This window comes from Kushneria marisflavi (assembly GCF_002157205.1).
GTDB classification, from domain to species: domain Bacteria; phylum Pseudomonadota; class Gammaproteobacteria; order Pseudomonadales; family Halomonadaceae; genus Kushneria; species Kushneria marisflavi.
In genome coordinates, this window is the sequence record NZ_CP021358.1 from 1,307,108 (window position 1) to 1,333,007 (window position 25,900).

The following is a 25,900-nucleotide window of genomic DNA, read 5'->3' on the forward strand; positions in this document are numbered from 1 at the left end:
TTGCCAATGCACCGTCTGATACTTTCAGGCTGCATTCAGATGCACGATCGCGTGAGAAGCTCATCAAAAGGGCCGACCCCTGGTGGGGGCCGGCCCGCTCATGACATGAATCAGGACTGAACTCAGGGCGCCAGCATTCTCTCGATCGAGATCGGCATATCGCGAATGCGCTTGCCAGTGGCGTTATAGACCGCGTTGGAAACGGCAGCCGCAATGCCGGTCACGCCGATTTCGCCCACACCGCGGGCCCCGAACTCGTTGAGCAGGTAGTCGGGATAGTCCAGCATCTCGACATCAATATCTGGCGTGTCGGCATTCACCGGCAGGACGTAATCCGCCAGATTGTTGTTGTAGGGATAGCCATTACGGTCGAACTCGGCCTGCTCGAACAGCCCCATGCCGAGCCCCATGACGATGCCGCCCTCGACCTGGTTGCGCGCCGTCTTTGGATTGATGGCGCGACCGATGTCGACGGTCGAGACCACGCGCGCCACGCGCAGGCGCGAAATGCCCGGGTCCCAGCGCACTTCAACGAATACGGCCCCAAAGGAGCGGAAACTGTATTGATCCTGCTCGTCACCGGGTTTTGCAGAGGCTTCGCCGTCGATCAGTCCCAGCTGGTTATCCTTGAGCAGCTGAGTAATCTCGACACTGCGATCACCACTGACCAGTCGGGCATCCTTGATCTCGATGCTCTCGGGATCAACGTTTTCAAGCGCCCCGCCTTCGGCCGTGGCCAACGTTCTGAGCTGCGACAGCGCCTCACGGGTCGCCGCCGAGACCGCTGGCAGCACGGTGGCCGTGGCAAAGGAGCCGCCGGAAAGCGGGCCGGAGGGCAGCTGTGAATCACCCAGACGCACATCAATCATCTCGATCGGAATACCGGTCAGCTCACTGGCCGTCTGCGCCACGATCGTATAGGTGCCGGTGCCGATGTCCTGAGTACCACAGGCCACCAGTAACGAACCATCGGCGCGAAAGCCGACGCGAGCCGAGCAGTGCTGACGCATCGCTTCCCAGCTCTGGGTCGCCATGCCGTAGCCGATAATCTCGTCACCGTCCTTCATCGCACCGGGCGTGGCATTGCGCTTGTCCCAGCCAAAGCGGCTGGCCGCCCTGTCCCAGCACTCCTGAAGGTGATTGCTCGACCAGGGCAGCCCGGATGCCGGGTCCTTGTCGGCGAAGTTCTTCTTCCTGAGTTCCAGCGGGTCCATGTCGAGCTGGACCGCCAGTTCATCAAGTGCCGTTTCCAGCGCAAAGTTGCCGGAGGATTCGCCGGGCGCACGCATCGGACACGGCGGGCACTTGTTGACCGTGATCAGCCGATTGGTGATGGCCACGTTTTCACAGTCATACATCTTGGGGGTGGCGGCGCTGACGGTGTCATCGTGCTTACCGGCCGGCGAGCTTTCATTACAGCCATCGTGATGAATGGACAGCAGCTTGCCACTGTTGTCGGCCCCCAGGCGCACGCGCTGCAGCGAGGTCGGGCGATAGCCGGTCGACAGATATTCCTGCTGACGTGACAGTACCGTCTTGACCGGACGACCCAGGCGACGCGCGGCGACCGCCGTCATGATGGCGTGCGGCCACATGAAGAGCTTGCCGCCAAAGCCGGAGCCGATGAAATGTGAGATGACCGTGACCTTTTCAGGCGGAATGCCAAAAATCTTCGCAAGTGCGTTGCGCTGGAAGACCACCCCCTGAGAGGATTCATAGACGGTCAGCATGTCGTTTTCCCAGTGCGCCAATGATGCGTGCATTTCCATGACGCTGTGGCTTTCCTGAGCAATCGTGTAGCGCTGATCAAGCGTAACGGCGGCCCCTTTCAGGGCGCTGTCGGCATCACCAAGAGAGGACGCATCATTTGGCTGCTCTTCACCGGGCAGGTCGCCCTCGCCACGATCGAGTGACTTGATATCGGTGAGAAAATCGTCGCTGCGCTCATAGTTGGCCCTGACCTTCATCGCCGCCGCCCGGGCATGATTGAAGGTATCGGCTACCACCAGAGCAATGTACTGGCCCTGGTAGTGAATCTCGTTGTCCTCGAACGGCAGGCGCGGCTCACTGGTCAGGTTTTCTTCCGCGAAGCTGTTGGGCGAACGGCTGAGCTGATCGAAGTTGTCGTGATGAAAAATGTCCAGCACGCCCGGCATGTTGAGCGCTTCATCCAGCTCAAGTGACACCAGCCGCCCCTTCGTGATCGTGCTGGTGACCGGATAGCCATAGGTCAGATTGGGCAGATTACGATCGGCGGCGTAGTCGGCGCCGCCGGTCAGCTTGAGCGTACCGTCAATGCGCGGCTTCTCGGCGCTTATGTTGTATTCGCGGGTCTTTCCGGTTTCGGTGGTCATGTGATCTCTCCCTGATCAGACGCGAGCGGCGGCGGTGGCATCCCTGAGAGCACGCGCGACCGCCTGCTTGCCCAGCGTGATCTTGTAGCCATTGTGGCTGTAGGCCACGGCATCCTTGAAGGCGGCCTCGGCGGCACGCTCGAAATTCTCCTGCGTGGCCGGCTGCCCTTTCAGGGCCTCTTCGGCGGCAGTCGCACGCCAGGGTTTGGTCGCGACACCACCCAGTGCCACACGCACGTCACTGACGCTGTCACCGTCGAGGGTGACGATGGCGGCGCAGGAGGCGAGTGCAAATTCGTAGGAAGCGCGGTCACGCAGCTTGAGATAGTGCTGGCCGCCGCCGAGCGGGGCATCAAGGATCACGTGGGTAATCAGCTCACCCGGTTTCAGGTCATGCTCACGCTCGGGCGTATCACCCGGCAGCAGGTGATAGTCTTCAAAGGCCACTTCACGTGTGCCATCAGGGCCTTCAAGGACCAGGGTCGCGCCGGCTGCGACCATGCCGACACACATGTCGGAGGGGTGCGTGGCGATGCATTGATCGCTGGTACCCAGCACCGAGTGGTTGCGGTTGATGCCGTCGATGGCCGAACAGCCAGAACCCGGCTCACGCTTGTTACACGGCATGGCCGGGTCACGGAAATAAGGGCAACGGGTGCGCTGCATGACGTTGCCGCCGGTGGTGGCCATGTTGCGAAGGCCGGTTGATGCCCCGGAGAGCAGCGCCTCGCTGAGCACCGGATAGTCACGCATCACGATCTCGTGTTTGGCAAGATCGGTATTGGAGACCAGCGCACCCACCTTGAGACGGCCATCGTCCAGCACTTCGATCTGTTTGAGCGGCAGTCGGGAAACGTCAACCACCTTCTCGGGCTGCATGACATCCAGCTTGACCAGATCCAGCAGCGTGGTGCCACCGGCAATAAAGGCGTCGCCATCATGGACACGGCGATGACTGACGGCCTGATCGACGGCCTCGACACTTTCAAGTTCAAACGCGCGCATGTTATTGCCCTCCCCGCATCTTGCCGCGGGCACTCTGGACCGCATCAAGAATGTTCTTGTAGGCCCCGCAGCGGCAGATGTTGCCGCTCATGGCCTCGCGCAGCGAAGCCTCGTCGCCATCAATGCTGTCGTCACGGATGACAGCGGCGGCGGTCATCATCTGACCTGCCGTGCAGTAGCCGCACTGATAGGCATCGTGGGCCAGGAAGGCTTCCTGGACCGGATGGTGGCCCTGCTCAAAGCCGGCACTTTCGGCCAGGCCTTCGATGGTGACGATCTCGGCACCTTCCTGCAGGCAGGCCAGCATCAGGCAGCTGTTGACGCTGCGTCCGTTGACATGAATGGTGCAAGCACCGCACTGGCCGTGATCACAACCTTTCTTGGTGCCGAAAAGTCCGAGCTGCTCGCGCAGTACATCCAGCAGTACAGCGTTGGCCGTCACCTGCAGCTCATGCTGCTGACCGTTGACGGTCAGAGTGATACGGCGAGTGTCGGAGGTCTTGCCGGAAGCGGCGCCGGGGTGTTCGGCAATCTCTGCCTGAGCGCTGGGGGAACAAAACCCCACGCCCGTTGAAGAGCGGGTAACAGGTGCCATGAGTCAAATCCTCATCAGTCGTCTTGTACGGTCACTACGTCGTGATCACTTCAGGCACCCGACAGGACAGGTGTTGGATCACGTTTATAGGTATTGAATATGGTTTATTTACAAAACCGTTTTAGTGTCATTCATTCTTGAGCGGCACCACGAGACTTGGTCATGGGCCTTATAGGTTCAGTCTACGTTCAGCCAGGAGTTTATAAGGTAGGTAACGAATTCCGGGCCATCAACTCGCTAATACATAACGCATGGCTCGACGCAGGTGCCGATCATCGTGCTAGAACGCTGAAAGTCTTGAAAACGACCAATGATCTATTCCTGATCGCAAGGCTCAAATATACAATCGCGCATGTATGCATTATCGTGCATCCGCCTGCGTGAAAAGCCCTGTCCGCGCAGCACTGCTTATTCATGACAGGTTCAACGTCGAGATGACGTCCATGAGAAAGACCAAGGAAGAAGCGGAACTGACCCGTCAATCGCTGATGAATGCCGCCGAGCATCTTTTCATCGAGAAGGGTCTCAACCGCACCACACACAACGACATTGCCACGCGCGCCGGTGTGACCCGGGGTGCGTTGAACTGGCATTTCCCCGAAGGCAAGACCGGTATTCTGGCAGCTCTTCTGGAGAGAAAACGCCAGATGACCGAGCGTTTGGCAGCGCATCTGGCGCAGTGCGAACAGCGTGCCCATGCGCCGGTGTCCATTCTGCGCATGACGCTGATACAGGATCTTGAATCACTGTCCCACGATCATCGATTGCAACGCATTCTATTGCTGACCTCATCACGCAATGAGTTCATCGGCGAATTTGCCTGGGTCAATGATCAGCTTGACCTGCACATGCACGAGTGCCGTGACATGATCAGTCAGACACTTCGCCGCGGCATGGACTCTGGCGAGATCACTCTTCGTAACGGCCTCACTCCGGAAATGGCCGCCTCGATGCTGCTCTCCTGCATCAAGGGCGTGGTAACGGACTGGCTGGTAAAACAGACCCTCTTTGAACTGGCGCATGATAGTGACAAGGTGGTCAGCACGTTGCTCGAAAGCGTCGTGATCTGGCAAAAAAACCCTGTTTCCTGACTGGAATTTATCTCACATTAAAAAGCCCTTTTATTTCTTTGGTGCAAAAACCAGCGCGCCTTTGCACCTTTAGATCTGAAACACTTTTTCGCCGTCACCCGCATCATACCGGCTTTTCTCTCCTGCCATTCCCGCCATGCCGCTTTCTTAACATAAATCATGTTTAAACCATTGATAACGGTGTTTTCCACCGGATAACGATTCATTGGTATCAGTTAGCTTGACGGCGTGTCCTCCTAACCTACTGTTTCAAGGCAGGCATTGAAGAGAAGATTCGAGTCTCTCGACATTCTTGATGCAGGTTAAATTTATTGGCTTTGAGGGGCACATCATGAACGACACGGATGACCGTTTCATGCATGGCGACAACCGCCAGCAGGACAGTACAGGCAGTCATGGCGCGCAAGGCCATGACAACGCGCATCAGCACAGGGAGCAGGCGCGACAAAAGGCTCGGGAAACCGCCGAGCAGGCCCGCGAGGAAGCCCTGAGACGTGCTGATGCCCAGAAGGGTTTTGTCGCCGACTATATCTCGAACTTTTCCGAGGCCGTGCGCAGCATGGCCATGCAGTTCAAGGATCAGGATCAGATCTCGCTGGCCGACTACACCTATCGCCTGGCCGACAGGACCGACACTCTGGCCGACCACCTGCGTGACGAAAACAGCGAATCGCTGCTGAAACAGGCACAGGACTTCTCTCGCCGTGAACCGGCACTGTTTATCGGTGGCATGGTCGCCGGCGGCTTTTTGCTCTCGCGCTTTCTCAAAAGCTCCGACCGCTGATCTCGCCGTCGGTCGGCACATCCGACAGCGCCATCACCCCTTATTGTTCGGATCAACAGGGAGAGTTTGATCATGACACAACCTTCAGGCCATAAAGACCCCAGCATTGAAGAGCGCCGACAAGCCGAAGAAAGCGGCGGCGAGTCTCGCGGCATGGTAGGCATGCTCTCTTCGCTGCTCAACGATGTTACCTCGCTGGTCCGCCAGGAAATTGCACTTGGCAAGGCCGAGATGCAGCAGAACATCAAGCGCGCCGGCGCCGCCATTGCCTCCATGGTGGTAGCGGGTGCCGTCCTTAATGCCGGACTCCTGGTCCTTCTGGCTGCCGCCGTGCTGGGCCTTGGCCATGTTATCGATCTCTGGCTTTCAGCCCTGATCGTGGGGGCCGTTGTCGCCCTTATCGGCATGAGCATGATGAAAAAGGCCCGCGATACGCTGAGCACCCAGGCCATGACGCCGGATCGTACCGTCGACAGCCTGCAGCGTGATCAGTCCATGCTCAAGGAACATGCCAGCCGCCACAAGGAAGAGGAGAACAAGCAATGAGCGATCAAGACCAGAATCAGGACCAGCAGGATACTCGCAGCGTTGATGAGATCGAGGCCGATATCAACAAGACCCGCTCTCACCTTGATGACACGCTCAGCGATTTTCAGGAACGCTTCTCCTCCGATCACATGATGCACAGCGCCATGGAATACGTGAAAAGCGATTCCGCCAGGGATTACTTCTCCAATCTGGGCCGCTCGGTACGGGACAATCCGATGCCTGCCGCTCTGATCGGTGTGGGCATTGGCTGGCTGATCTACTCCAGCAATTCAGACTCAAGTCGTGGCAGTGTGCCGAATCATTTTAACGACAAGCGCCAGAAGCGTGCTCGTCATGCAGCGGCAGAAACCGCGCCGCAGACGCATGAATATGATGAACTCTATGACGAGCCGCTCTTTGATGAGCCGCTTTACAGCGAAGGCGCCTCCATCGATCAGCACCGCCAGGGGCAATCCTCGAGCGACAGCGGTGGCCTGGGCCAGCGCGCCAGGGGTGCCCTGCATGGGGCCGGTGATCGCGCGCGCAATATGAAAAGTGGCGCCGGCGAGCGCGCACACAACATGAAAAGCGGTGCCAGTGACCGCATGCAGCGTATGAGACAGGGTTCCAGCGACCGTCTTCACAACGCCTCTTCAAAGGCGCGTGACACCGGCTCGTGGCTAAGCGACATGGCGCATGAAAACCCGGTTGCGGCCGGCGCACTGGGTCTGGCGGCAGGCGCCCTGCTGGGCTCGCTGCTTCCCACCTCGCGTGCCGAACAGCGCGCCATGGGCGATACCCGCGACCATCTGGTCGATCGCGCCAGCGAGATGGGCTCGGAGCAGATGGAGCGCGCCAGTGAGAAGGCTCAGGAAGAAGCCGACAAGCGAACTTCCGATGAACAGCATTCGAGCGCGGACCAGCCGTCCTCGGGCCGTGACGGCCAGCATTCGTCGGCCGGTCACCCGTCGTCATCTTCGGACAGTCGCGGGCAGCCGTCCTCCGACAGCAGTGATAGCGAGCCGCGCTTTGGCAGCCGCCCATCAACGGATCATGTTCCGGGCAATACGCGCCCCGGCAGCTAGGATGCCAATGTGATTCCCATTAAAAACGACGCCCATGGGCGTCGTTTTTTTGCCTGCCCTTCTCGCCCAGCTTTCATATCCTGTTGGATTCGTATGGTGGCTCAAACAAAAGCCCCGGCAGCTGCCGAGGCGTTTTGATCCATGCAACCCATCCGCAAGGGTGCGATTTATACGAAACCGACCACTTCATGAGGCACATAGGGAGACTCGAGTTGTTCGATCTCGGCCTCGCTCAATGTGATCTCGAGCGCCCCAAGGGCCTGATCCATGTGATGGGACTTGCTGGCGCCCACGATTGGCGCCGTAATGCCGGGCTTTTGCAACAGCCAGGCCAGCGCGACCTGAGCTGGTGATACCCCCCGCGCCTCGGCGACATCGTGCAACGCCTCGATCACCGGCGTGTCCCGCTCAAGGCCCAGATTCCAGGCACGCATCTGCTCATCGCTCCTGGCGCGTGTGGTCTGACCCTGTCCGCCTACGGGCTTGCTGCCGGCCAGGATGCCGCGTGCCAGCGGACTCCAGGGAATGACGCCCACCCCCTGATCAATACACTGTGGAATCATCTCGCGCTCTTCCTCGCGATAGATGAGATTGACCATCGGCTGCATGGTGGAAAACTTCGTCCAGCCGTTTTTCTCGGCGATGTGCTGCGCCTTGGCAAACTGCCAGGCATGCATGCTGGAAGCGCCGATGTAGCGGGCCTTGCCGGACTTCACGACCTCATGCAGTGCCTCCATCGTCTCCTCGATGGGGGTATCGTAATCCCAGCGATGGGTTTGATAGAGATCGACATACTCCATGCCCAGCCGGGTGAGCGAGGCATCGATGGCATGGTGAATGTGCTTGCGCGACAGGCCCTGCTCGTTGGGCGTTTTATTGCCGGTCGGATTATAAACCTTGGTGGCCAGCACCACTTCCTCACGGCGGGCAAAATCCTTCAACGCCCGTCCCACGACCTCTTCAGAGGCGCCATCGGAGTACATGTCAGCGGTATCGAAGAAATTGATACCAGCGTCGAGTGCCTGCTGAATAAAGGGCCGGCTTTGCCGGTCATCGAGAACCCAGTCACGCCATTGCGGGGTGCCATAGGTCATGGTGCCCAGACACAGCGGTGATACCTTGAGGCCAGTGCGGCCCAGATTGCGATAGTTCATGACATGCCCTCCTCGTCGACATGACGCCCGGTTCGCCCAGCCGCCATTTGAATTAGCAGGCTAACAGCATGGCAAGTATTAAGAATCACGCAAGCTATCGATATCATTGGTGCGAGATATACGCTGGGAAAGGATATAAAAAAGCGGAGAAGCGCCGGGCATTTCTCCGCAATTTTCCTGATGCCTGTGATGAGACCTTATCCGTGCAGCACTTCCGGATTGAGAATGTTGCGCGGCTGCCTACCGGCAATCACATCGATGGCGTTTTGCGCCGTGCGTGTCTTGAGCTCGGCGTAGGACTCCTCGGTGTAAAACCCGGCGTGTGGCGTGAGGATAACCCGTTCGAACCGGGTCAGCGGATGCCCCACGGCCAGCGGTTCCTCTTCAAGCACATCGAGCCCTGCCCCGAAGATCTGCCCTGATGCCAGCGCCTCAACGAGCGCGTCGGTATCCACCACACCTCCGCGGGCGGTGTTGATCAGGATGGCATCCTCGCGCATGGCACCCAGCGCCGCCGCATCGATCAAATGATGCGTCTGCTCGATCAACGGCAGGTGCAGTGACACCACCTGTGCCGAGGCCAGAAGATCCTCGAACGACACCACCGGCCAGCCTTCGGAGGTGGTCTCGCCTGGCGTCAGTCGCGGATCAGTGAGCACGACCTCAAAACCAAGGCCTGCCGCCTTGCGCGCCGTGGCCATACCGATGGCACCGGCCCCGATCACGCCAAAGCGACGGCCACGCAGCTGAAAGATTGGTTGTGCCGGGCCCAGTGACGGCGCCCCCTCTCGCAGGCGCCGATCCAGACCGGTAACGTCGCGCAGTACCGAAAGTGTCAGCGTGATGGCATGGTCGGATACGGCTTCGGTCCCGTAGTCAGGCACGTTGCACACCGCCACACCATGACGTGTGGCAGCTTCGACATCGACGGTATCCACCCCGACCCCATAGCGCGATACCACGCATAATTCGGGCAGTGCCGCAAACACCTCGGCAGTGATACGGCCGTACTGCACGATCAGTCCCTGAGCATCACGAGCATTTGCGATGATGCCTTCGGGTGTGGTGTCCTGACACAGCGTCAGACGGCCACCGGCGGCCTCAACGTTCTCGCGCTCGATCTCGACACTGTCGTGATCACAGTCGGTAATGACAATGTCCATCTCATCTCCCCGTGCCACGTCTGCTCTCGTCATTGCCTTGACTGCTATGACCAGAGACTGACCAGCACCTTGCCGGAGACCTGAGCATCCTTTGCCGTGGCAAAGGCTTCCACAGCCTGATCGGCCGGCATCTCATGGGTAATGACCAGGTCAAAGCGGTCATCACGTGCGAGCAGCTCGATGGCCTCGTCGACTTCCTGATTGAAACGGAAGCATCCTCGCAGCTGGATCTCCTTCGAGATCAGCATGGCCAGTTCCAGCGGCTGGGCACCCGCACCCATCATGCCGATCTGGGCGATGATACCGGCCCGACGCACGGCGCGAATGGCAGTGTCGATCGAGGCCGGTACGCCGGAACACTCCAGCGCCACATCGTAGGCCTCGGCGTCAGGCGTCTGCTCGCCGATACGAATGGTGTGATGCACGCCAAGCGCGCGGGCACGCTCAAGCGGCCCTTCAAATACGTCCGTGGCGGTCACTTCCCGTGCGCCCTTCGCCAGCGCGGCCGCAGCCGTCAACAGCCCGATCGGGCCGCTACCGCAGACCAGCACCCGCTTGCCTTCCACACCGCCGGCCACGTTGATGCCGTGCAGGGCCACGGCCAGCGGTTCGGTCAGCGCGGCGCGCTTGAGCGAAAGCCCTTCGGGCAGCACACGAATCATGCCGCGCGTGACCACCAAATATTCACTCATGCCGCCCTGGGTATGAGGGGTCGTGGAGGCCGATCCCAGATAGGCGCCCTTCGGCCAGAGGTGCGGTAGTTCTTCAAGACCGGGCTGACACTCACCGAAGGTCGCCGGATGGAAAGTGACCGGGGTCCCCGGGGCCAGCTCGCCGGAAGGGTCGAGATCGACAGTGCCCGAAAGCTCATGGCCCGGCACCAGCGGTTCACGAACCACAAAGGCGCCGTTAGCCCCTTCGTGATAGTAATGAAGATCGGAGCCGCAGATACCGCCCCAGGCAATACGCACACGCACCTGACCGTCCTGCGGTTCGGGGGTGGCCCACTCCTGCTCGCGCAGATCCTGCTTGCCATGAATGACCAGTGCTTTCATCGTCATGCTCCGTTACAGACACAAAATTAGAGGACACTAACAATGCAGGGGCCCGAAGGCCCCTGCTGGCAACTCAGACCACCGAGGTCATGCCGCCATCCACAAAAATGTTCTGACCCGAGACAAAGCTCGAGGCATCCGAGCAGAGATAGAGCAGCGTGCCAACCAGTTCCTGGACGTTGCCCCAGCGCTGCGCCGGCGTACGATTCTCGACCCAGCTATTGAACGCCTCGTCCTGCCACAGCGCCGTATTCATGTCGGTCTTGAAATAGCCCGGCGAGATGCAGTTGACCTGGATATTGAAGCGCGCCAGATCCGCTGCCATGCCCTTGGTCAGCATTACCACACCGCCCTTGGACGCCGAATAGGGCGCGATCGTCTGGCGAGCCAGCATCGACTGCACCGAGCCGATATTGACGATCTTGCCGTGACCGCGCTCGGACATGTGACGCGCCAGTGCGTTGGCCACATAGAACGTGCTCGACAGGTTGGTGGCAATCACCGCATCCCAGTCGTCGGGCTCGAACTCGGCAAAGGGCGCGCGGCGCTGAAGGCCGGCGTTATTAACCAGAATTTCCGGCACGCCGTGGGTCTCGACCAGACCGGCCAACGCCGTTTTGACCTCGTCGCTGCGAGTGACGTCAAAGGTCACGCCGAACGCCTCGGCACCGGTGGCCTCCACAATGGCCTGCACCGCCTTTTGAACCGTGTCTTCACTGCGCCCGTGAATGATGACGCGGGCGCCCTGCTCGGCAAGCCCCTGGGCCAGAGCAAAGCCCAGACCACGTGAGGAGCCGGTGATCAGCGCCAGCTTTCCCTTGATATCAAACGGGTTAACCGCCATGAAAACGTCCTTTAGAAGATAATGAACATGATGTAGGCCAGCACGAAACCGACCAGGGACTCGATGGTCTGCTGAACGGTCCAGGTCTTGAGCGTGGTACGCACATCCATGCCCAGCAGACGCCCGACCAGCCAGAAGCCGGAATCGTTGACGTGGCCGGCAAAGACCGAACCCGCGGCCGTAGCCAGCGTCACCGCGATGACCTGCATGGTGCTGTAATCACCGATGGCTACGGCTGGCGCCATGAGACCGGCAGCGGTCACCAGTGCCACGGTGGCAGACCCCTGAGCCAGACGCATGACCACGGCCACCACATAAGCCGCCACAATCACCGGCAGCCCCAGATCGCCCAGCGAGTCCGCCAGCGCATCGCCAATGCCCGAAGCGCGCAGCACCCCGCCGAACATGCCGCCGGCACCAGTGATCAGAACCACCGAACAGATCGGGCCCAGCGAGCTTTCCAGAATTTTCTCGATCGCACTGCCGTTTTCACCACGGCGCGTGCCCAGCACGACAGCAGCCACCAGTACCGAGATCAGCAGGGCAATCGGCGTGCTGCCCAGCGTCGAGAGGACCTGAAACCAGGTCTGGTCGGCATCAACCACGCCTACGGCACGCAGAAAATCCAGGCCGGTGTTCATGAAAATCAGCACCAGCGGCAGCAGCAGCATGCTGATAACGGTCCCTACCGACGGCGGATTTTTAATCTCATCGTTGTCCACGCCGCCAAAAAGGCTCTCGGCCAGCTGAAAGCTGTAGTGTTTGGCGCAGAACTTGCCCCATAGATAACCGGAGAGATACCACATGGGCAGAATGATCACGAGACCGGACAGCATCAAAAGGCCCAGGTTGGCCCCGTAAAGTTCCGAAGCGGTGACCGGCCCGGGATGCGGCGGCACGAACACGTGCATGACAGAAAAGGCCGCAGCCGTGGGAATGGCGTACAAAAGAATCGGTCCGCCGAGACGACGCGCGACGGCAAAAACGATCGGCAGCATCACGATCAGGCCGGCGTCAAAGAAGATCGGGAAGCCCATCAGCAGCGAGGCCACACCCAGTGCCAGCGGCGCCCGCTTTTCACCAAACAGCTCGATCATGCGATCGGCCAGTACCTGGGCACCGCCGGAGTTTTCGACCAGTCGGCCCAGCATCGCGCCAAGACCTACCAGCAGTGCCACCGCCCCCAGGGTCTTGCCGAAATTGTTGACCAGCGTCGGGACAATCTGATCGACCGGAATGCCCGTGGCAAAGGCCGTGATCAGACTCACCAGAATCAGCGCCAGAAAAGCGTGAAGCTTGAATCGAATCACCAGTACCAGCAGTGCCGCAACCGCTGCTGCGGCAATCCCCAGCAGGGGGCCGGCCGTCATTGTCTGTGTCCAACCATCCATCTTGTGTCCCCTTGAACAAACCCCCGCGCATAACGAACGTTATGACTCGAGGCATCTTACAGGAGGGGATCACCCCCGGAATCAGACTTAAGTCTATAGACTCAAGATGAATATCAATGCGGCACAGCCAGGGCTCGATCAGCGCTTGAAGACGTCAAAAAGCTCATCGCCGATCGTTGGGCACCAACGGGCCAGCACTGCGGCAATGCCTACCCCCACCAGGGTCAGCAGCGGCGGCCCCCACTCGAGCGTCGCCGCCGAGGAGATATAGAGATATAAAAAGAAAAGCATCATGACCCCGCCACCGACCAGAGCGCCGGAACGGCGACCGGCAATGACGACTGCAGCCAGCACACCCAGCGCCGGTATGGCCACGGACAGGATGCTGATTCTCGTCGACTGCTGTGCGGTGCCGGCAAATTCGTGGACCAGCCGGAGTCCGACCTGCCACAGCAGCATATAGACTGCGACCGGTGCGACAATGGCACCACTGAGTCGTCCCATGACCCCCAGTGCTGCGCCGGGCTCCTGATTATTGCCGTGATGACCGGCCATGACTGCCTCGCTTGAACGGAAAGGATAAAAGATAAGGGAGCCTTATTAGACCATCGTCCCTCGAGCGCGTTAAGCCCACCCGATCAGGGGCGAGGCCATGAAGGGTCCGAAGACGACAGCGCCGCCCCATAAAAGGGCGGCGCGACGCAAGCGATCAGCGGTAACACCTCAACGACGTGCGATGATTTCCTGCCATTTGACCGGACCCAGCGTATGCACGCTGTCGCCCCGGGTATCCACGGCCACCGTCACCGGCATGTCCTTGACGTCAAACTCGTAAATCGCCTCCATGCCAAGATCTTCAAAGGCCAGCACCTTCGATCCCTTGATCGCCTGCGCGACCAGGTAAGCTGCCCCGCCCACGGCCATCAGGTAGGCTGCCCCGTTGTCGCGGATCGCCTCGATGGCGCTCGGCCCACGCTCGGACTTGCCCACCATGCCCAGAAGACCGGTCTCTTCCAGAATGGTGCGAGTGAACTTGTCCATGCGCGTGGCGGTGGTAGGACCAGCCGGACCCACGACCTCACCTTCCATCGGGTCTACCGGACCCACGTAATAGATGAAGCGGCCCTTGAGATCGACCGGCAGCGGCTCGCCCTTCGAGATCATGTCGACCATGCGCTTGTGCGCCGCGTCACGTCCGGTCAACAGCTTGCCGGAGAGCAGCAGCGTGTCACCCGGAGACCAGGTGGCCACCTCTTCCTGGGTGATGGTGTCCAGATTGACCCGCTTGACGCCCTCGCCGGCCTCCCAGGCAATTTCCGGCCAGTCGTCGATTTCCGGCACCGGCAGGGTCGCCGGGCCGCTGCCATCGAGATGGAAGTGCACGTGACGGGTGGCGGCACAGTTGGGAATGATCGCCACCGGCTTGTTGGCCGCATGGGTCGGACAGTCCTTGACCTTGATGTCCAGCACCGTGGTCAGCCCCCCCAGCCCCTGGGCGCCGATGCCCAGGCGATTGACCTTCTCAAACAGCTCCAGCCGCAGTTCCTCGGCCCGGTTCGACGACCCGCGCGCCTGCAGATCCTGAATATCGATCGGATCAAGCAGCGACTCCTTGGCCATCTTCATCGCCTGCTCGGCGGTGCCGCCAATACCGATGCCCAGCATGCCCGGCGGGCACCAGCCGGCGCCCATCTTCGGCACCTGCTCGAGCACCCAGTCCACCACGCTGTCAGAGGGGTTGAGCATGGCGAACTTCGATTTCGCTTCACTGCCGCCGCCCTTGGCCGCCACGTGGATCTCGACCTGATCCCCCGGTACCAGACGATGGTGGATGATGGCCGGCGTATTGTCCTTCGTATTGCGACGCGCACCGTCCGGATCTTCGAGAATCGAGGCGCGCAGGATGTTGTCCGGATGGTTGTAGGCTCGACGCACGCCTTCGTTGATCATGTCATCCAGGCTCATGTCCGCCTCCCACTGCACGTTCATGCCCACGTTGATAAACACGGTCACGATGCCGGTGTCCTGACAGATGGGACGATGGCCGGTGGCGCACATGCGCGAATTGATCAGGATCTGGGCGATGGCATCACGCGCAGCGGGATTTTCCTCACGCTGATACGCCTGATGCATGGCATCGATAAAATCCTTGGGGTGGTAATAGGAGATGTACTGCAGCGCATCGGTGACGCTGTCGATCAGGTCATTCTGGCGAATCACGGTCATGACACGGTTTTCCTTGTTCCTTTCGATTCTCATGCAGCGCCGGTCGGACAGGCGCTACCCGGTCGAAGTGAGTCTCTCGGTGACCGGCGCATCATACGCCTGTCTGCCCCCTGCGACGAGTCGTCAGGGGGCAGCAGGTCAATCGAAGCAGAACGCCGCGAGACGTTACATGCCGAGCAGGTTGGGCAGCCCCAGCGAGATAAAGGGCACGTAAGTGATCAGCAGGAGGAAGCTGATCAGCAGCAAAAGCCACGGGCTGGAGGCACGAATGACGGCCGTCAGTGGCTGACCGGTCACGGCCGAGGCCACGAACAGGTTGAGCCCGGTCGGTGGCGTAAGCATACCGATCTCCATGTTGACCACCATGATGATACCCAGGTGAACCGGATCGATTCCCAGCTGCATGGCAATCGGGAACAGAATCGGCGCCAGGATCAGAATGATCGCCGATGGCTCCATGAAGCTGCCCGCCACCAGCAGAATAATGTTGACCACCAGCAAAAACGCGATCGGCGAGAACTGCTGATCCACCACCCAGGCCGTGATTGCCTGCGGAATCTGCTCGGTCGTCAGCACGTGGGCAAAAAGCATGGCGTTGGCGATGATGAACATCAGCACGATGCTCAGTTTCGCCGCTTCCAGAATGACCTTCGGGCATTCACGCCAGCTGATGTCGCGATAGACGACCAGCGCCACAAACGCCGCATAGACGGCGGCCACGGCGGCGGCTTCTGTCGGTGTGAACATGCCGGTATAGATACCGCCCAGAATGATCACGATCAGCAACAGTCCCCAGAAGGACTTGCGCGCCAGCACCAGCGTCTCTCTCAGGGGAACCCGCGGCAGGGCCGGCATCTTCTTGATGCGCGCGATGATGTAGATCGCGATCATCAACAGAAGGCCCAGCATCAGACCCGGCACCACACCGGCCATGAACAGCTTGCCCACCGAGGTTTCGGTGGCCGCACCGTAGACCACCATCACGATCGAAGGCGGAATCAGAATGCCCAGCGTCCCGGCGTTGCAGACGATGCCGGTGGCAAACGACTGCGTATAGCCCGAGCGCACCATGCCGGCAATGACCACCGAACCGACCGCGGCCACGGTGGCCGGCGATGAGCCGGAAAGTGCAGCAAAGAGCACGCAGGCCATGACCGAGGCGATCGGCAATCCGCCCCGGAAATGTCCCACGCAGGCGTTGGCGAAGTCGATCAATCGCCGTGCCACGCCGCCGCTGGTCATGAAAGCGCCGGAGAGCAGGAAAAACGGGATCGCCAGCAGCGTATAGTGCTCGGAAGTTTCAAAGAGCTTGATGGCCAGCGAGCGAATCGAATCCTGACTGAACAGCAAAATGGTCAGCGCACCGGAAAGCCCCAGCGACACCGCGATCGGCACACTCAAGAACAGCAGTACGAACAGGGCGATAAACAAAAAGGCGATGGTCATGACCGTGACTCCTTCGAGACGTCGGGATGGACATCGGTCGCCAGCTTGAGCGCATCGGCGGCTTCATCTGCCATCTGCAAACCGTTTTGCTCACCGCGCATCGTCAGCACAAAGGCCTCTACAAGGCGGGCAATCACCAGCGCAAACCCGAGCGGCACGATCATCGCGATATGCCACTGCATGACGTGAAACTCGTCGAGATCCTCGGCGCCAAGCCCGGCACCATGCAATGCCGCCACCCAGTCATAGCTCGATACCATCATCAGCACGGCGTATCCCAGCACAACCAGCAGTACGAGAATCGAGCAGACCCGGCGCAGCGGCGCGCTGAAGGTCCGCACCAGCAGATCAACGCCGATATGGGCACCGGTACGAATGCCATAGGAGATCCCCAGAAAGATCAGCCAGCCGAAGCAGGCACGTGTCAGCGCCGAACTCCAGGTCATCGCCTGGGCGGTATCGAGCAGCACATCGCCAATGGCAAACAGCGGGCCCTCCAGCGCCGGGAAGGCATCGGCGCCGGCGTAGAACACCACATAAAGATTATTGAACATCACGTAGACAAACGTGATCAGCGTCATGGCCGTTAAAAAGAGGGCCACCAGGCCCTCTTCGAGATGGTTCCAGAGATTGAGCAGTGTCTTCATTGCCATGACTCCCGTGGCATTGCCCTATCAGCCCGCACTGTTGGCATTTTCAGCGGACTTGATCAGGTCGGCACCGATCTGTCCTTCAAACTGCTTCCATACCGGACGCAGTGCATTGCGCCACTCTTCACGCTGCTCGGGGGTCAGCTCGATGATCTCGCTGGTGCCGGCATCGATGATCGCCTGGCGGTCATGATCATTGATGGCGCGCGCCTGGTTGTTCACCTCGGTGGTCACTTCATCAAGAATGTCGGTCAGCTCACTGCGTACATCGTCGGGCAGACCGTTCCAGAATTTCGCATTGGTGATCAGCATGTAGTCCAACACGCCGTGATTGGACTCGGTAATGTAGTCCTGCACTTCGTAGAACTTCTGGCTCCAGATGTTGGACCAGGGGTTTTCAGCACCGTTGACCACGCCGGTCTGAAGGCCCTGATAGACCTCGGCAAAGCTCATCTTGCGCGGCACGGCACGCAATGCCTTGAACTGCTCTTCAAGCACGTTGGAGGCCTGAACGCGGAATTTGAGCCCGCGCGCATCCTTCGGATCACGCAGCGCCTTGTTGGCCGACAGCTGTTTCATGCCGTTGTGCCAGTAGCCCAGCCCGATGATGCCCTTGTCCTCCATCGAGGCCAGCAGATTCTTGCCATCTTCACTCGCCTGGAAACGGTCGACGGCCGCCAGGTTGTCAAAAAGAAAGGGCAGGTCAAAGATCTGCAGTGACTCGTTATACTTGTCGAATTTGGCCAGCGACGGCGCCAGCATTTGTACATCACCCAGCAGCAGGGCTTCCATCTCCTTGCCATCGCCATACAGCGACGAGTTCGGGTAAACCTCGACCTTGACCTTGTCGCCCAGACGCTCCTTGACCAGTTTCTGGAACATCAGTGCGCCCTGCCCCTTGGGCGTGCTGTCAGCCACCACATGGGAGAACTTGATTACGATGGGATCATCGGCTGCCATGGCATGACTGCCAAACGTCAGCATGCAGGCCGCGCCGAAAAGACTCAGTGAACGACCGAGCGAGACAGGAAACATGGGCAGTTCTCCACAAAGGGCTATAGGGGCGCCACCAGAAAGGGAGGAAAGCGCCGTCGTGAGTGCATATACGGCCGTTTGGGGAGAAAAGCGTATTAGACTTTAGTTACCTTGCGTTCGAAAACACGCCCGGAAGTCATCGCCAACCAGAGCAGCGGTCGGATCAACCAGCGCCAGAGCTGTCGGCCAAGCCATAAAAACGGCAGCGCAATCACAAACCACAGCACAAACTGACCCAGTTTCACCGGCCAGCCCAGCCACTGTGCCAGAGTGACTCCAAGCCCATTGATCAGATCCGGATGGCGCACGACCACCCAGGCCGTGGCACCGACAGCCGCCAGTTTTGCCGACCGTGACAGCCGGGTGAAACGAAGCCCCGTCGGGAGCAGTGCCCGGCTGCTTCGAAGTTCGCCACCGGCCCCCGCGGCCGTTCGACTCTCCAGCGCCCCGGCGCGCACGGCCCGACCTGCACGCAGCCCCTTGATGACACCGGCCATCATGACGACATCGACGCCGGCCCAGGCAATATCAGCAGGCCCGACGGAAGCCGGTCCCTGCACGGCGCGCTCCAGATCGCGCAGACCGCCAGTGAAGAAATCGCTCACGCCGGCGACCAGCCGCTCACCCTGCAACCAGTGCACGCCGCCATGCTCATCCACCACGAACTGATCGAGAAAGCCGTAGCCGCCCTCCTGCAGGAAAGAGACGGCATAGAGCCCGCGCTGATGCGGCGTGAGCCCGCGCGCGTCATCCGCTTTTGAATCATCGCCAGCGCCGCCTTCGACACCACTATCCCGGGTGCGACCGACCTCGCCCTCCTCGTGCCACCAGTCGGTAATGGCGCCACGGGCATCGCGGTAGCGCTGCGCCGCCCAGTGGCGCGCACTCAGGCTCGGCATGGCGTTGTCATGAAACCAGGCCACCGGCAACACGACGTCCGGGCCAAAACGCGACAGCACCTGCTGAAAGCCGGGATCAAAGCCATATTCGGTGAGGACCTGACGGGCGGTATCGCCGTGGCGCGACAGCGCCAGCGCGCCATTGAAGACCAGCGACTGACCATCCGCCCAGGCCAGAAACAGGGTGTTAAGCGCCTCGGATTCGCGAGTCAGTGAATGGGCCACCGTGTCAGGCAGCACATCGGAGGCCGAGGCGCGCAGAAAGCGGGATTCAAACGGGGTGGCCGTCGCGGCAGCCGAAAGCACTCCGGCGACCAGTGCGGCCGTCAGCCCCAGCACAAGAAATCGGGTCATCGAAGGCTTTACCGGGTGTGGATAACATGACGTCCACAGTATGGCATTTTCACGCCGGAGACACGCTAATGCCCGGCGCGGGTCAGCAGCCGTCGAGCCCGCTCGATCACCGGCGCATCCACCATCTGCCCTTCCACACGAAAGGCGCCGCCGTGAGTCTGCGCACCGGCTAGCACCTTCTGCGCCCACCCAAGCTGTTCGGGGCTCGGGGTAAAGGCCCGATGCACCGGCGCCAGCTGGCGCGGATGGATGCAGAGCATGCCGCCAAAGCCCATCTGGCGCGCATATCGCGCCGTATCATGAAGGGCCTCATCATCATCAAGTACCGGCGATACACCTGCCATTGGCGGCGCCAGGCCCGCCAACCGCGATTGCAACACCAGCTGATAGCGCGCCTGATCCAGGATCGCCTCGGCGCCCGGGGTATCGCTTTCAAGGTCCAGATCCAGTGCCAGATCCAGCGCGCCGAAACTCAGTCGCTCAACGCCCTCCACCGCAGCCAGCTCGGCGATCCAGTCAAGGCCGGAGGCGCTTTCGATCAGCGGCCATAGAGGGCGATCCAGCGCAGCGACCTGCCTGAGCGCCATGGCCGATTCCGCCTTGGACACCATGATCATCGAGACGCCTGTCAGGCGGGCACACAGATCCAGATCAGCATCGAAATGTTCGCTGCCGGGCGCATTGATGCGCACACAGAGCCGCGCCTGTGGTACCTCCTCCAGAGTCTGCTCCAATGTGTCCCGGGCCAGCGCCTTGTCCTCCAGCGCCACGGCGTCTTCGAGGTCGACGATCACCAGATCCGCCTCGCTGTCACGCGCCTTCGCGATGCGATCAGGCCGGGTCGCCGGGACAAAAAGCGCTGAACGCGCCTGGCGCATGAGACTCACCGCCTCGTCGAATGCTGTCATTTACACCACTCCCTTTTCTCGCCAGGCGGCGATGGTTGCGTCGTCATGACCCAGTGAGACCAGAATCTCTCGAGTATGTTCGCCCAGTGCCGGAATCGCGCCCATGACCGTGTTGGAAGCAGGTCCCTGCCCTGGTGGCAAAAGAGCCTGCAGTGGCCCAACGGGAGAGTCTACCTCGCACCAGCGGCCTCGCGCTGCCAGCTGCGGATGTGCCCAGACATCGGCCATCTCGTTGACATGTGCATTGGCAATCCCGGCCTGATCGAGACGCGCCACCACTTCCTCCGCCGACAGGGTCGAGAAGACCTCATCAATGACGGCGTCCAGCGCCTGCCTCGCCCGGCTGCGCTCGGCATTGGTGGCAAAACGCGGATCATCGATCAGGTCAGGCTGTTTGAGCACCTGCTCGCAAAAGAGCCCCCACTCACGCTCGTTTTGCAGCCCCAGCATCACGGACTGTCCACCTCCGGCCGCAAAAGGCCCATAGGGATAGATCGTCGAGTGCGATGCGCCGGCACGCGGCGGGGGCTCGGCACCATCCAGGGCGTAATAGAGCGGATAGCCCATCCACTCCACGGTGGCCTCGAGCATCGACACATCGATATGACTGCCCTCGCCGCTGCGCGCACGCTTCAACAGCGCGGCGAGAATGTTGCTGTAGGCATACATGCCGGCCGCGATGTCGGAGATCGACACCCCGGCCTTGACCGGGGTGTCCCTTGTTCCGGTCTGGGACACCAGGCCCGACTCGCTCTGAATCAGCAGGTCATAGGCCTTTTTATTGGCGTAGGGGCCATCATTGCCGTAGCCCGAAATATCGCAGACGATCAGACGAGGAAACTGCTCATGAAGCGCTTCAAAGGAGAGGCCAAGTCGTGCGCTGGCACCGGGGCTCAGGTTCTGGATCAGCACATCAGCGTCACCCAACAGTGCCAGCAGCACCTCATGGCCTTCACTGGTTTTAACATCCAGCGTCAGGCTCTGCTTGCCGCGATTGGTCCAGACAAAGTGAGAGGCCAGCCCGCGCGCGCGGCTGTCATAGTGGCGGGCGAAATCTCCCGTACCGGGGCGTTCGATCTTGATCACTTCCGCGCCCAGATCTGCCAGCTGGCGCGAGCAAAAGGGCGCTGCGATGGCATGTTCCAGGCTGATAACGCGCACCCCATCCAGTGGGCGAATATCGCTGACAGATCGTAATGATGCAGGAGCATGGGACGTCATAACGGGCCTTTTTATCATGCGTTTGTGCCCAGCATGCCCGGTTTCAGGACACGTCAGAATTGGTCTTTTCATGACCCCGCGTTAGGCTCGACCGAACACTCGGCTTCCCAGGGTAAATACTCATGTCTCCCGATCTGACCGACCTGCGCCTTTTTGTCCATATTGCCGAAGCCCCCAGCCTCACCCGGGGGGCACGTCGCGCCCATATCTCGACGGCTGCCGCCAGCGCTCGCATTCAGCAACTCGAGGCGCGACTGGGCCAGCAGCTTTTTTATCGCAGCAACCGAGGCATGGAGCTGACCCTTGCCGGTCAGCGCCTGCTCATTCACGCCCGGCGCGTCCTGCACCAGATGGATTACCTCATCGAAGACATGTCGGAGTCACAGGCGCCGGAAGGCCATCTGCGCATTCTGGCCAACACCACCGCCGTCACCGAGCTGATGCCGGCCGTACTGAGCACTTTCCTGGCCGAACGCCCGCGCCTGACCATCGATCTTCGCGAGCGGCTCAATCATGACATAGTACGTGGCGTGACCCAGGGCAGTGCCGACATGGGCATTGTGGCCGGGCCGCTGGCGGCAGGCCCGCTTGAGCGCTATCACTTCAGCACCGACCGTCTGGTGCTGATTACCTCACCCGGCCATGTGCTGGCCGAACGCCAGAACATTACGCTCGGCGATATGGTCGATCACTATCATGTGGGGCTGCATGACAGCAGCAGTCTGATGCAGTTTTTAACACACCGGTTTCAGGACATTGGCGCGACACTGAAACTGCGTGTTCAGGTCTCGAGTTTCGAGGCGATCTGCCGGCTGGTGGCTGCCGGTGTCGGGATCGGCATCATTCCGGAGAGTGCGGCGCGTCGTCACTGCCTGCTCATGACGCTGGCCATGATTCATATCGACGCACCCTGGGCGGTGCGTGAACGCAGCGTTCTGGTGCGGGATGCCACCGCCCTGCCCGGCGGTGGACTGGCACTGCTCGAGGCGCTAAGGCATTACGGTCAGCGTACGGAGGAAGTGGTGGACAGCCAGCGCTGACGCAGGGGCTTGAGCAGCATCAGGGCCAGCAGACCGGTGGCGATATCAAAGCCGATCACGACCGAAAAGACCGGCAGCCAGCTGCCGCTGGTTTCATATAAAAGCGCCGCGGCCGGCCCGCCGATGATCGAGCCGATGCCCTGAGCCATGTAGAGAAACCCGTAATTGGTGGTGGCATGCCGGGTGCCGAAGGTATCCGTCAGCGTGGCCGGAAACAGCGAGAAGATCTCGCCCCAGCCCAGAAAGACAATGCCCGAAAGCAGTACAAACAGCACCGGGTTACTGCTGGTCGCCAGCCAGATCATCATGGCGAACCCTTCCAGAATGAAGGCCAGCGCCATAGTGTTCTCACGCCCCCAGCGATCGGAAATCCAGCCAAACAGCGGGCGAGTCACGCCATTGCAGACACGATCAAGCGTCAGCGCCAACGGCACGGCGGCCATGCCCATGATGGTCACGCCGGCCACACCAAAATCGGCGGCAAAACTCGACATCTGTGAAATCACCATGAGCCCTGAGGTCGACATCATCGTGAACATTGCAAACATCAGCCAGAAGATCGGATTTTTAAGCATCTGCGCCGGGCGGGTTTGCGGCGCCGTAACGCTCTGAATCCTTGTCGCAGGGCGCCGCTCTGCCATCTCGGCCGGCGGCATTTTCAAGCACATCGCCGCACTCATGCCGACAATTGCAATACCAATGCCAAACAGGGTCAGCGTGGATTCAAGCCCGGCACTGTCAAGGCGGGTACTGATCGGCAGCGTGGTCAGCATGGCGCCAAAACCATAGCCGGCTGCCACCCCACCGACAGCCAGCCCGCGCCGATCCGGAAACCAGCGCACCATCAGCCCTACCGTACCGATGTAGACGATCCCCGTGCCCAGGCCGCCCAGCACACCGTAGGCGAGATACAGCCCGGCAAGCGTGGTGGTCTGCGCCGCCAGCACCCAGCTGGCCCCGGTCGCCAGGGCGCCGACGGCCACCAGCCGACGCACACCGAAGCGATCCACCAGAAAGCCCTGCAGCGGCGCAAAGAAGGTCTGCAGTACGATCAAAAGCGAAAAGGTGATCTGGAGCTGAGACAGCGGCACGCCCAGACGCTCGGTCAGAGGCCCGGTAAACAGGGTCCAGACATACTGCGGGCTCGAGATGGCCATCATGCACACCACCGCGGCGACCAGCTGATACCAGCGCACGGAAAGGGCTCGCGAGGCCACGGTCGAAGTTGCAACGCTAGAACTGCTCATGGCATGGCTCCCTGAAGACAAGTCGATCAATCGTTATCTTCAGATAGCAATAAGCATGCCACTTACCGTCGGCCGCATGACACCGGCATTGACGACATTCTGCCTGGGCCTGACATGAAAAACCCCGCGACTAGCGCGGGGTTTTGGTGCATCCAGAGGCAGCAGCGCTTACTTTTCGAGCCACTCGGTATGGAAGACACCATCGCGATCAAGACGCTTGTAGGTGTGGGCACCAAAAAAGTCACGCTGAGCCTGTACCAGGTTGGCCGGCAGCTTCTCGGCGCGGTAGCTGTCGTAGTAGGCCACAGCTGATGAGAAGGTCGGGACCGGAATGCCGTTTTGCACCGCATGGCTGATCACGTCACGCAGCGACTGCTGATAACGGTCGGCAATGTCGGAGAAGTACGGCGCCATCAGCAGGTTCGACAGTGCCGGGGTCTCCTGGTAGGCATCGGTGATCTTCTGCAGGAAGCGGGCACGGATGATGCAGCCGGCGCGGAAGAGCTTGGCCACCTGACCGTAGTCGAGATTCCAGTTGTAGTGATCGCTTGCCGAGCGCATCTGGGCAAACCCTTGGGCGTAGGAGGCGATCTTGCTGAAATAAAGCGCCTGACGCACCTTCTCGATGAACTCGGCACGGTCGCCTTCAAACGGCTTTTGGGCCGGGCCCTTGAGCACTTTTGATGCCGCCACGCGCTCTTCCTTGAGAGAAGAGATAAAGCGGGCAAAGACGGACTCGGTGATCAGCGGCAGCGGCACGCCCAGGTCCAGCGCACTCTTGCTGGTCCACTTGCCGGTGCCCTTCTGGCCGGCGGAGTCGAGGATCGTGTCGACCACATACTCGCCGTTTTCATCGCGCTTTCTGAAGATGCGCGCGGTGATGTCGATCAGGTAGCTGTCGAGCTCGCCTTCGTTCCATTCAGTGAAGACATCGGCCAGCTCGTCGTTGGACAGCCCCAGCCCTTCCTTGAGGATGGCGTAGGCCTCACTGATGAGCTGCATGTCGCCGTATTCGATGCCGTTGTGCACCATCTTGACGTAGTGACCGGCACCGTCGGGACCCACGTAGTTGACGCAGGGCTCGCCGTCTTCGGCACGCGCGGCGATCTTTTCAAGAATCGGCGCCACCATGTCGTAGGCTTCACGCTGACCGCTGGGCATGATCGAGGGGCCCTTGAGGGCGCCCTCTTCGCCACCGGAAACGCCGGTGCCGATGAAATTCAGGCCGGCCTCGGAGAGCTCGCGGTTACGGCGGATGGTATCCGGATAGTAGGTATTGCCCCCATCGATCAGAATATCGCCCTTGTCGAGATAAGGCTTCAGGGATTCGATAGTCCTGTCGGTGGCTTCACCGGCGGCCACCATCAACAGAATACGACGCGGCTTTTCAAGAGAGGCCACAAACGTCTCGATCTCATAGAACGGGACCAGCTTGCTGTCGGGGTTTTCAGCCAGTACTTCGTCGGTTTTCTCAGAGGAACGGTTATAGATCGACACCGTATAGCCGCGGCTTTCGATGTTGAGCGCCAGGTTGCGCCCCATTACTGCCATTCCCATGACACCAATCTGTTGTCTGGTCATTGCCTTTCACTACTCCAGCAGTCATTGAACTACGACGCGTTGCTGACGCTGCGGTCCGGCAACACGCCCTGATGTCCCATACGGGATCGACAGCATGCTGTCGCTTGAAAAATGTGCCACGTCAACGCGGTGACAGACCAGTCTGGCAGAGCGCACAGCGATTGTCCCTGCGCAAACTACGCACGGGTGATCATTTTGTCGTCATTACCGTGTCAGAGGTGGAGAACACAGGCCACATGAGCCA

General features: G+C 60.4%; 24 protein-coding genes. 5 read left to right on the top strand and 19 right to left on the bottom strand.

Annotated features, from left to right (window positions below):
* Nucleotides 1-122: 122 nt before the first annotated feature.
* From B9H00_RS06075 to B9H00_RS06085, 3 genes are read right to left on the bottom strand one after another with little or no spacing between them, the layout of a single operon-like run.
* Complete coding sequence (locus tag B9H00_RS06075; RefSeq protein WP_086899898.1) at nucleotides 123-2,354, bottom strand: xanthine dehydrogenase family protein molybdopterin-binding subunit; 2,232 nt, start codon at nucleotides 2,352-2,354, stop codon at nucleotides 123-125.
* Nucleotides 2,355-2,369: 15 nt separating this feature from the next.
* Nucleotides 2,370-3,359: an FAD binding domain-containing protein gene (locus tag B9H00_RS06080; protein WP_086899899.1), complete on the bottom strand. Its 990-nt coding sequence runs from the start codon at nucleotides 3,357-3,359 to the stop codon at nucleotides 2,370-2,372.
* Nucleotide 3,360: 1 nt separating this feature from the next.
* A complete protein-coding gene (locus tag B9H00_RS06085; RefSeq protein WP_086899900.1) occupies nucleotides 3,361-3,954 on the bottom strand; it encodes a (2Fe-2S)-binding protein in 594 nt (197 codons plus the stop codon).
* A gap of 443 nt (nucleotides 3,955-4,397) precedes the next feature.
* Here B9H00_RS06085 and B9H00_RS06090 point away from each other — a divergent pair, with 443 nt between their 5' ends.
* Complete coding sequence (locus tag B9H00_RS06090; protein WP_169713425.1) at nucleotides 4,398-5,045, top strand: TetR family transcriptional regulator; 648 nt, start codon at nucleotides 4,398-4,400, stop codon at nucleotides 5,043-5,045.
* Between the two features lie 17 nt (nucleotides 5,046-5,062).
* Here B9H00_RS06090 and B9H00_RS16765 read toward each other — a convergent pair whose 3' ends face one another.
* Nucleotides 5,063-5,251, bottom strand: a complete 189-nt coding sequence (locus tag B9H00_RS16765; RefSeq protein ID WP_157663192.1) for a hypothetical protein — start codon at nucleotides 5,249-5,251, stop codon at nucleotides 5,063-5,065.
* A gap of 125 nt (nucleotides 5,252-5,376) precedes the next feature.
* Here B9H00_RS16765 and B9H00_RS06095 point away from each other — a divergent pair, with 125 nt between their 5' ends.
* From B9H00_RS06095 to B9H00_RS06105, 3 genes are all read left to right on the top strand, one after another.
* On the top strand, nucleotides 5,377-5,829 hold the full coding sequence (locus B9H00_RS06095) for a hypothetical protein (RefSeq protein ID WP_147376582.1): 453 nt from the start codon (nucleotides 5,377-5,379) through the stop codon (nucleotides 5,827-5,829).
* 72 nt (nucleotides 5,830-5,901) lie between these two features.
* Entirely contained in the window at nucleotides 5,902-6,375 is a 474-nt protein-coding gene (locus B9H00_RS06100) for a phage holin family protein (RefSeq protein WP_236944370.1), read from the top strand.
* Nucleotides 6,372-7,442: a DUF3618 domain-containing protein gene (locus B9H00_RS06105; protein WP_086899903.1), complete on the top strand. Its 1,071-nt coding sequence runs from the start codon at nucleotides 6,372-6,374 to the stop codon at nucleotides 7,440-7,442. The genes B9H00_RS06100 and B9H00_RS06105 overlap by 4 nt, the downstream gene beginning before the upstream one ends.
* Nucleotides 7,443-7,609: 167 nt before the next feature.
* Here the strand turns inward: B9H00_RS06105 and B9H00_RS06110 are convergent, their stop codons facing one another.
* The 13 genes from B9H00_RS06110 to B9H00_RS06170 form a co-directional block, all read right to left on the bottom strand.
* Nucleotides 7,610-8,596: an aldo/keto reductase gene (locus B9H00_RS06110; protein WP_086899904.1), complete on the bottom strand. Its 987-nt coding sequence runs from the start codon at nucleotides 8,594-8,596 to the stop codon at nucleotides 7,610-7,612.
* A gap of 197 nt (nucleotides 8,597-8,793) precedes the next feature.
* A complete protein-coding gene (locus B9H00_RS06115) occupies nucleotides 8,794-9,777 on the bottom strand; it encodes a C-terminal binding protein (RefSeq protein ID WP_211329647.1) in 984 nt (327 codons plus the stop codon).
* 26 nt (nucleotides 9,778-9,803) lie between these two features.
* Entirely contained in the window at nucleotides 9,804-10,814 is a 1,011-nt protein-coding gene (locus B9H00_RS06120) for an L-idonate 5-dehydrogenase (RefSeq protein WP_086899906.1), read from the bottom strand.
* Nucleotides 10,815-10,887: 73 nt separating this feature from the next.
* Entirely contained in the window at nucleotides 10,888-11,658 is a 771-nt protein-coding gene (locus B9H00_RS06125) for a glucose 1-dehydrogenase (protein WP_086899907.1), read from the bottom strand.
* Nucleotides 11,659-11,669: 11 nt separating this feature from the next.
* Nucleotides 11,670-13,028, bottom strand: coding sequence for a GntP family permease (locus B9H00_RS06130; RefSeq protein ID WP_211329646.1), 1,359 nt, complete (start codon nucleotides 13,026-13,028; stop codon nucleotides 11,670-11,672).
* Nucleotides 13,029-13,187: 159 nt separating this feature from the next.
* Nucleotides 13,188-13,604, bottom strand: coding sequence for a hypothetical protein (locus B9H00_RS06135; RefSeq protein ID WP_086899909.1), 417 nt, complete (start codon nucleotides 13,602-13,604; stop codon nucleotides 13,188-13,190).
* Nucleotides 13,605-13,772: 168 nt separating this feature from the next.
* On the bottom strand, nucleotides 13,773-15,275 hold the full coding sequence (locus B9H00_RS06140) for a fumarate hydratase (RefSeq protein ID WP_086899910.1): 1,503 nt from the start codon (nucleotides 15,273-15,275) through the stop codon (nucleotides 13,773-13,775).
* A 165-nt stretch (nucleotides 15,276-15,440) separates the two neighbouring features.
* On the bottom strand, nucleotides 15,441-16,721 hold the full coding sequence (locus B9H00_RS06145; protein ID WP_086899911.1) for a TRAP transporter large permease: 1,281 nt from the start codon (nucleotides 16,719-16,721) through the stop codon (nucleotides 15,441-15,443).
* Nucleotides 16,718-17,368 carry a TRAP transporter small permease gene (locus tag B9H00_RS06150; protein ID WP_086899912.1) on the bottom strand — a complete coding sequence of 217 codons (651 nt, stop codon included), beginning with the start codon at nucleotides 17,366-17,368 and terminating at the stop codon, nucleotides 16,718-16,720. The genes B9H00_RS06145 and B9H00_RS06150 overlap by 4 nt, the downstream gene beginning before the upstream one ends.
* 27 nt (nucleotides 17,369-17,395) lie before the next feature.
* The gene (locus B9H00_RS06155; RefSeq protein ID WP_086901733.1) at nucleotides 17,396-18,355 is read right to left on the bottom strand and encodes a TRAP transporter substrate-binding protein; all 960 of its coding nucleotides are present in this window, start codon (nucleotides 18,353-18,355) and stop codon (nucleotides 17,396-17,398) included.
* Between the two features lie 146 nt (nucleotides 18,356-18,501).
* Nucleotides 18,502-19,659 carry a hypothetical protein gene (locus B9H00_RS06160; RefSeq protein ID WP_086899913.1) on the bottom strand — a complete coding sequence of 386 codons (1,158 nt, stop codon included), beginning with the start codon at nucleotides 19,657-19,659 and terminating at the stop codon, nucleotides 18,502-18,504.
* Nucleotides 19,660-19,724: 65 nt separating this feature from the next.
* Nucleotides 19,725-20,567 (bottom strand): HpcH/HpaI aldolase/citrate lyase family protein, encoded by an 843-nt coding sequence (locus tag B9H00_RS06165; RefSeq protein WP_236944371.1) that lies wholly within the window; start codon nucleotides 20,565-20,567, stop codon nucleotides 19,725-19,727.
* Entirely contained in the window at nucleotides 20,568-21,788 is a 1,221-nt protein-coding gene (locus B9H00_RS06170) for a CaiB/BaiF CoA transferase family protein (protein ID WP_086899914.1), read from the bottom strand. It abuts the gene before it with no gap.
* A 122-nt stretch (nucleotides 21,789-21,910) separates the two neighbouring features.
* Between B9H00_RS06170 and B9H00_RS06175 the strand changes: the two genes are divergently transcribed.
* Nucleotides 21,911-22,828, top strand: coding sequence for a LysR family transcriptional regulator (locus B9H00_RS06175; protein ID WP_086899915.1), 918 nt, complete (start codon nucleotides 21,911-21,913; stop codon nucleotides 22,826-22,828).
* Here the strand turns inward: B9H00_RS06175 and oxlT are convergent.
* Both oxlT and gndA read right to left on the bottom strand, forming a co-directional pair.
* The gene (gene oxlT / locus B9H00_RS06180) at nucleotides 22,792-24,075 is read right to left on the bottom strand and encodes an oxalate/formate MFS antiporter (RefSeq protein WP_086899916.1); all 1,284 of its coding nucleotides are present in this window, start codon (nucleotides 24,073-24,075) and stop codon (nucleotides 22,792-22,794) included. The genes B9H00_RS06175 and oxlT overlap by 37 nt on opposite strands.
* Nucleotides 24,076-24,243: 168 nt before the next feature.
* On the bottom strand, nucleotides 24,244-25,656 hold the full coding sequence (gene gndA / locus B9H00_RS06185) for an NADP-dependent phosphogluconate dehydrogenase (RefSeq protein WP_086899917.1): 1,413 nt from the start codon (nucleotides 25,654-25,656) through the stop codon (nucleotides 24,244-24,246).
* Nucleotides 25,657-25,900: the final 244 nt, after the last annotated feature.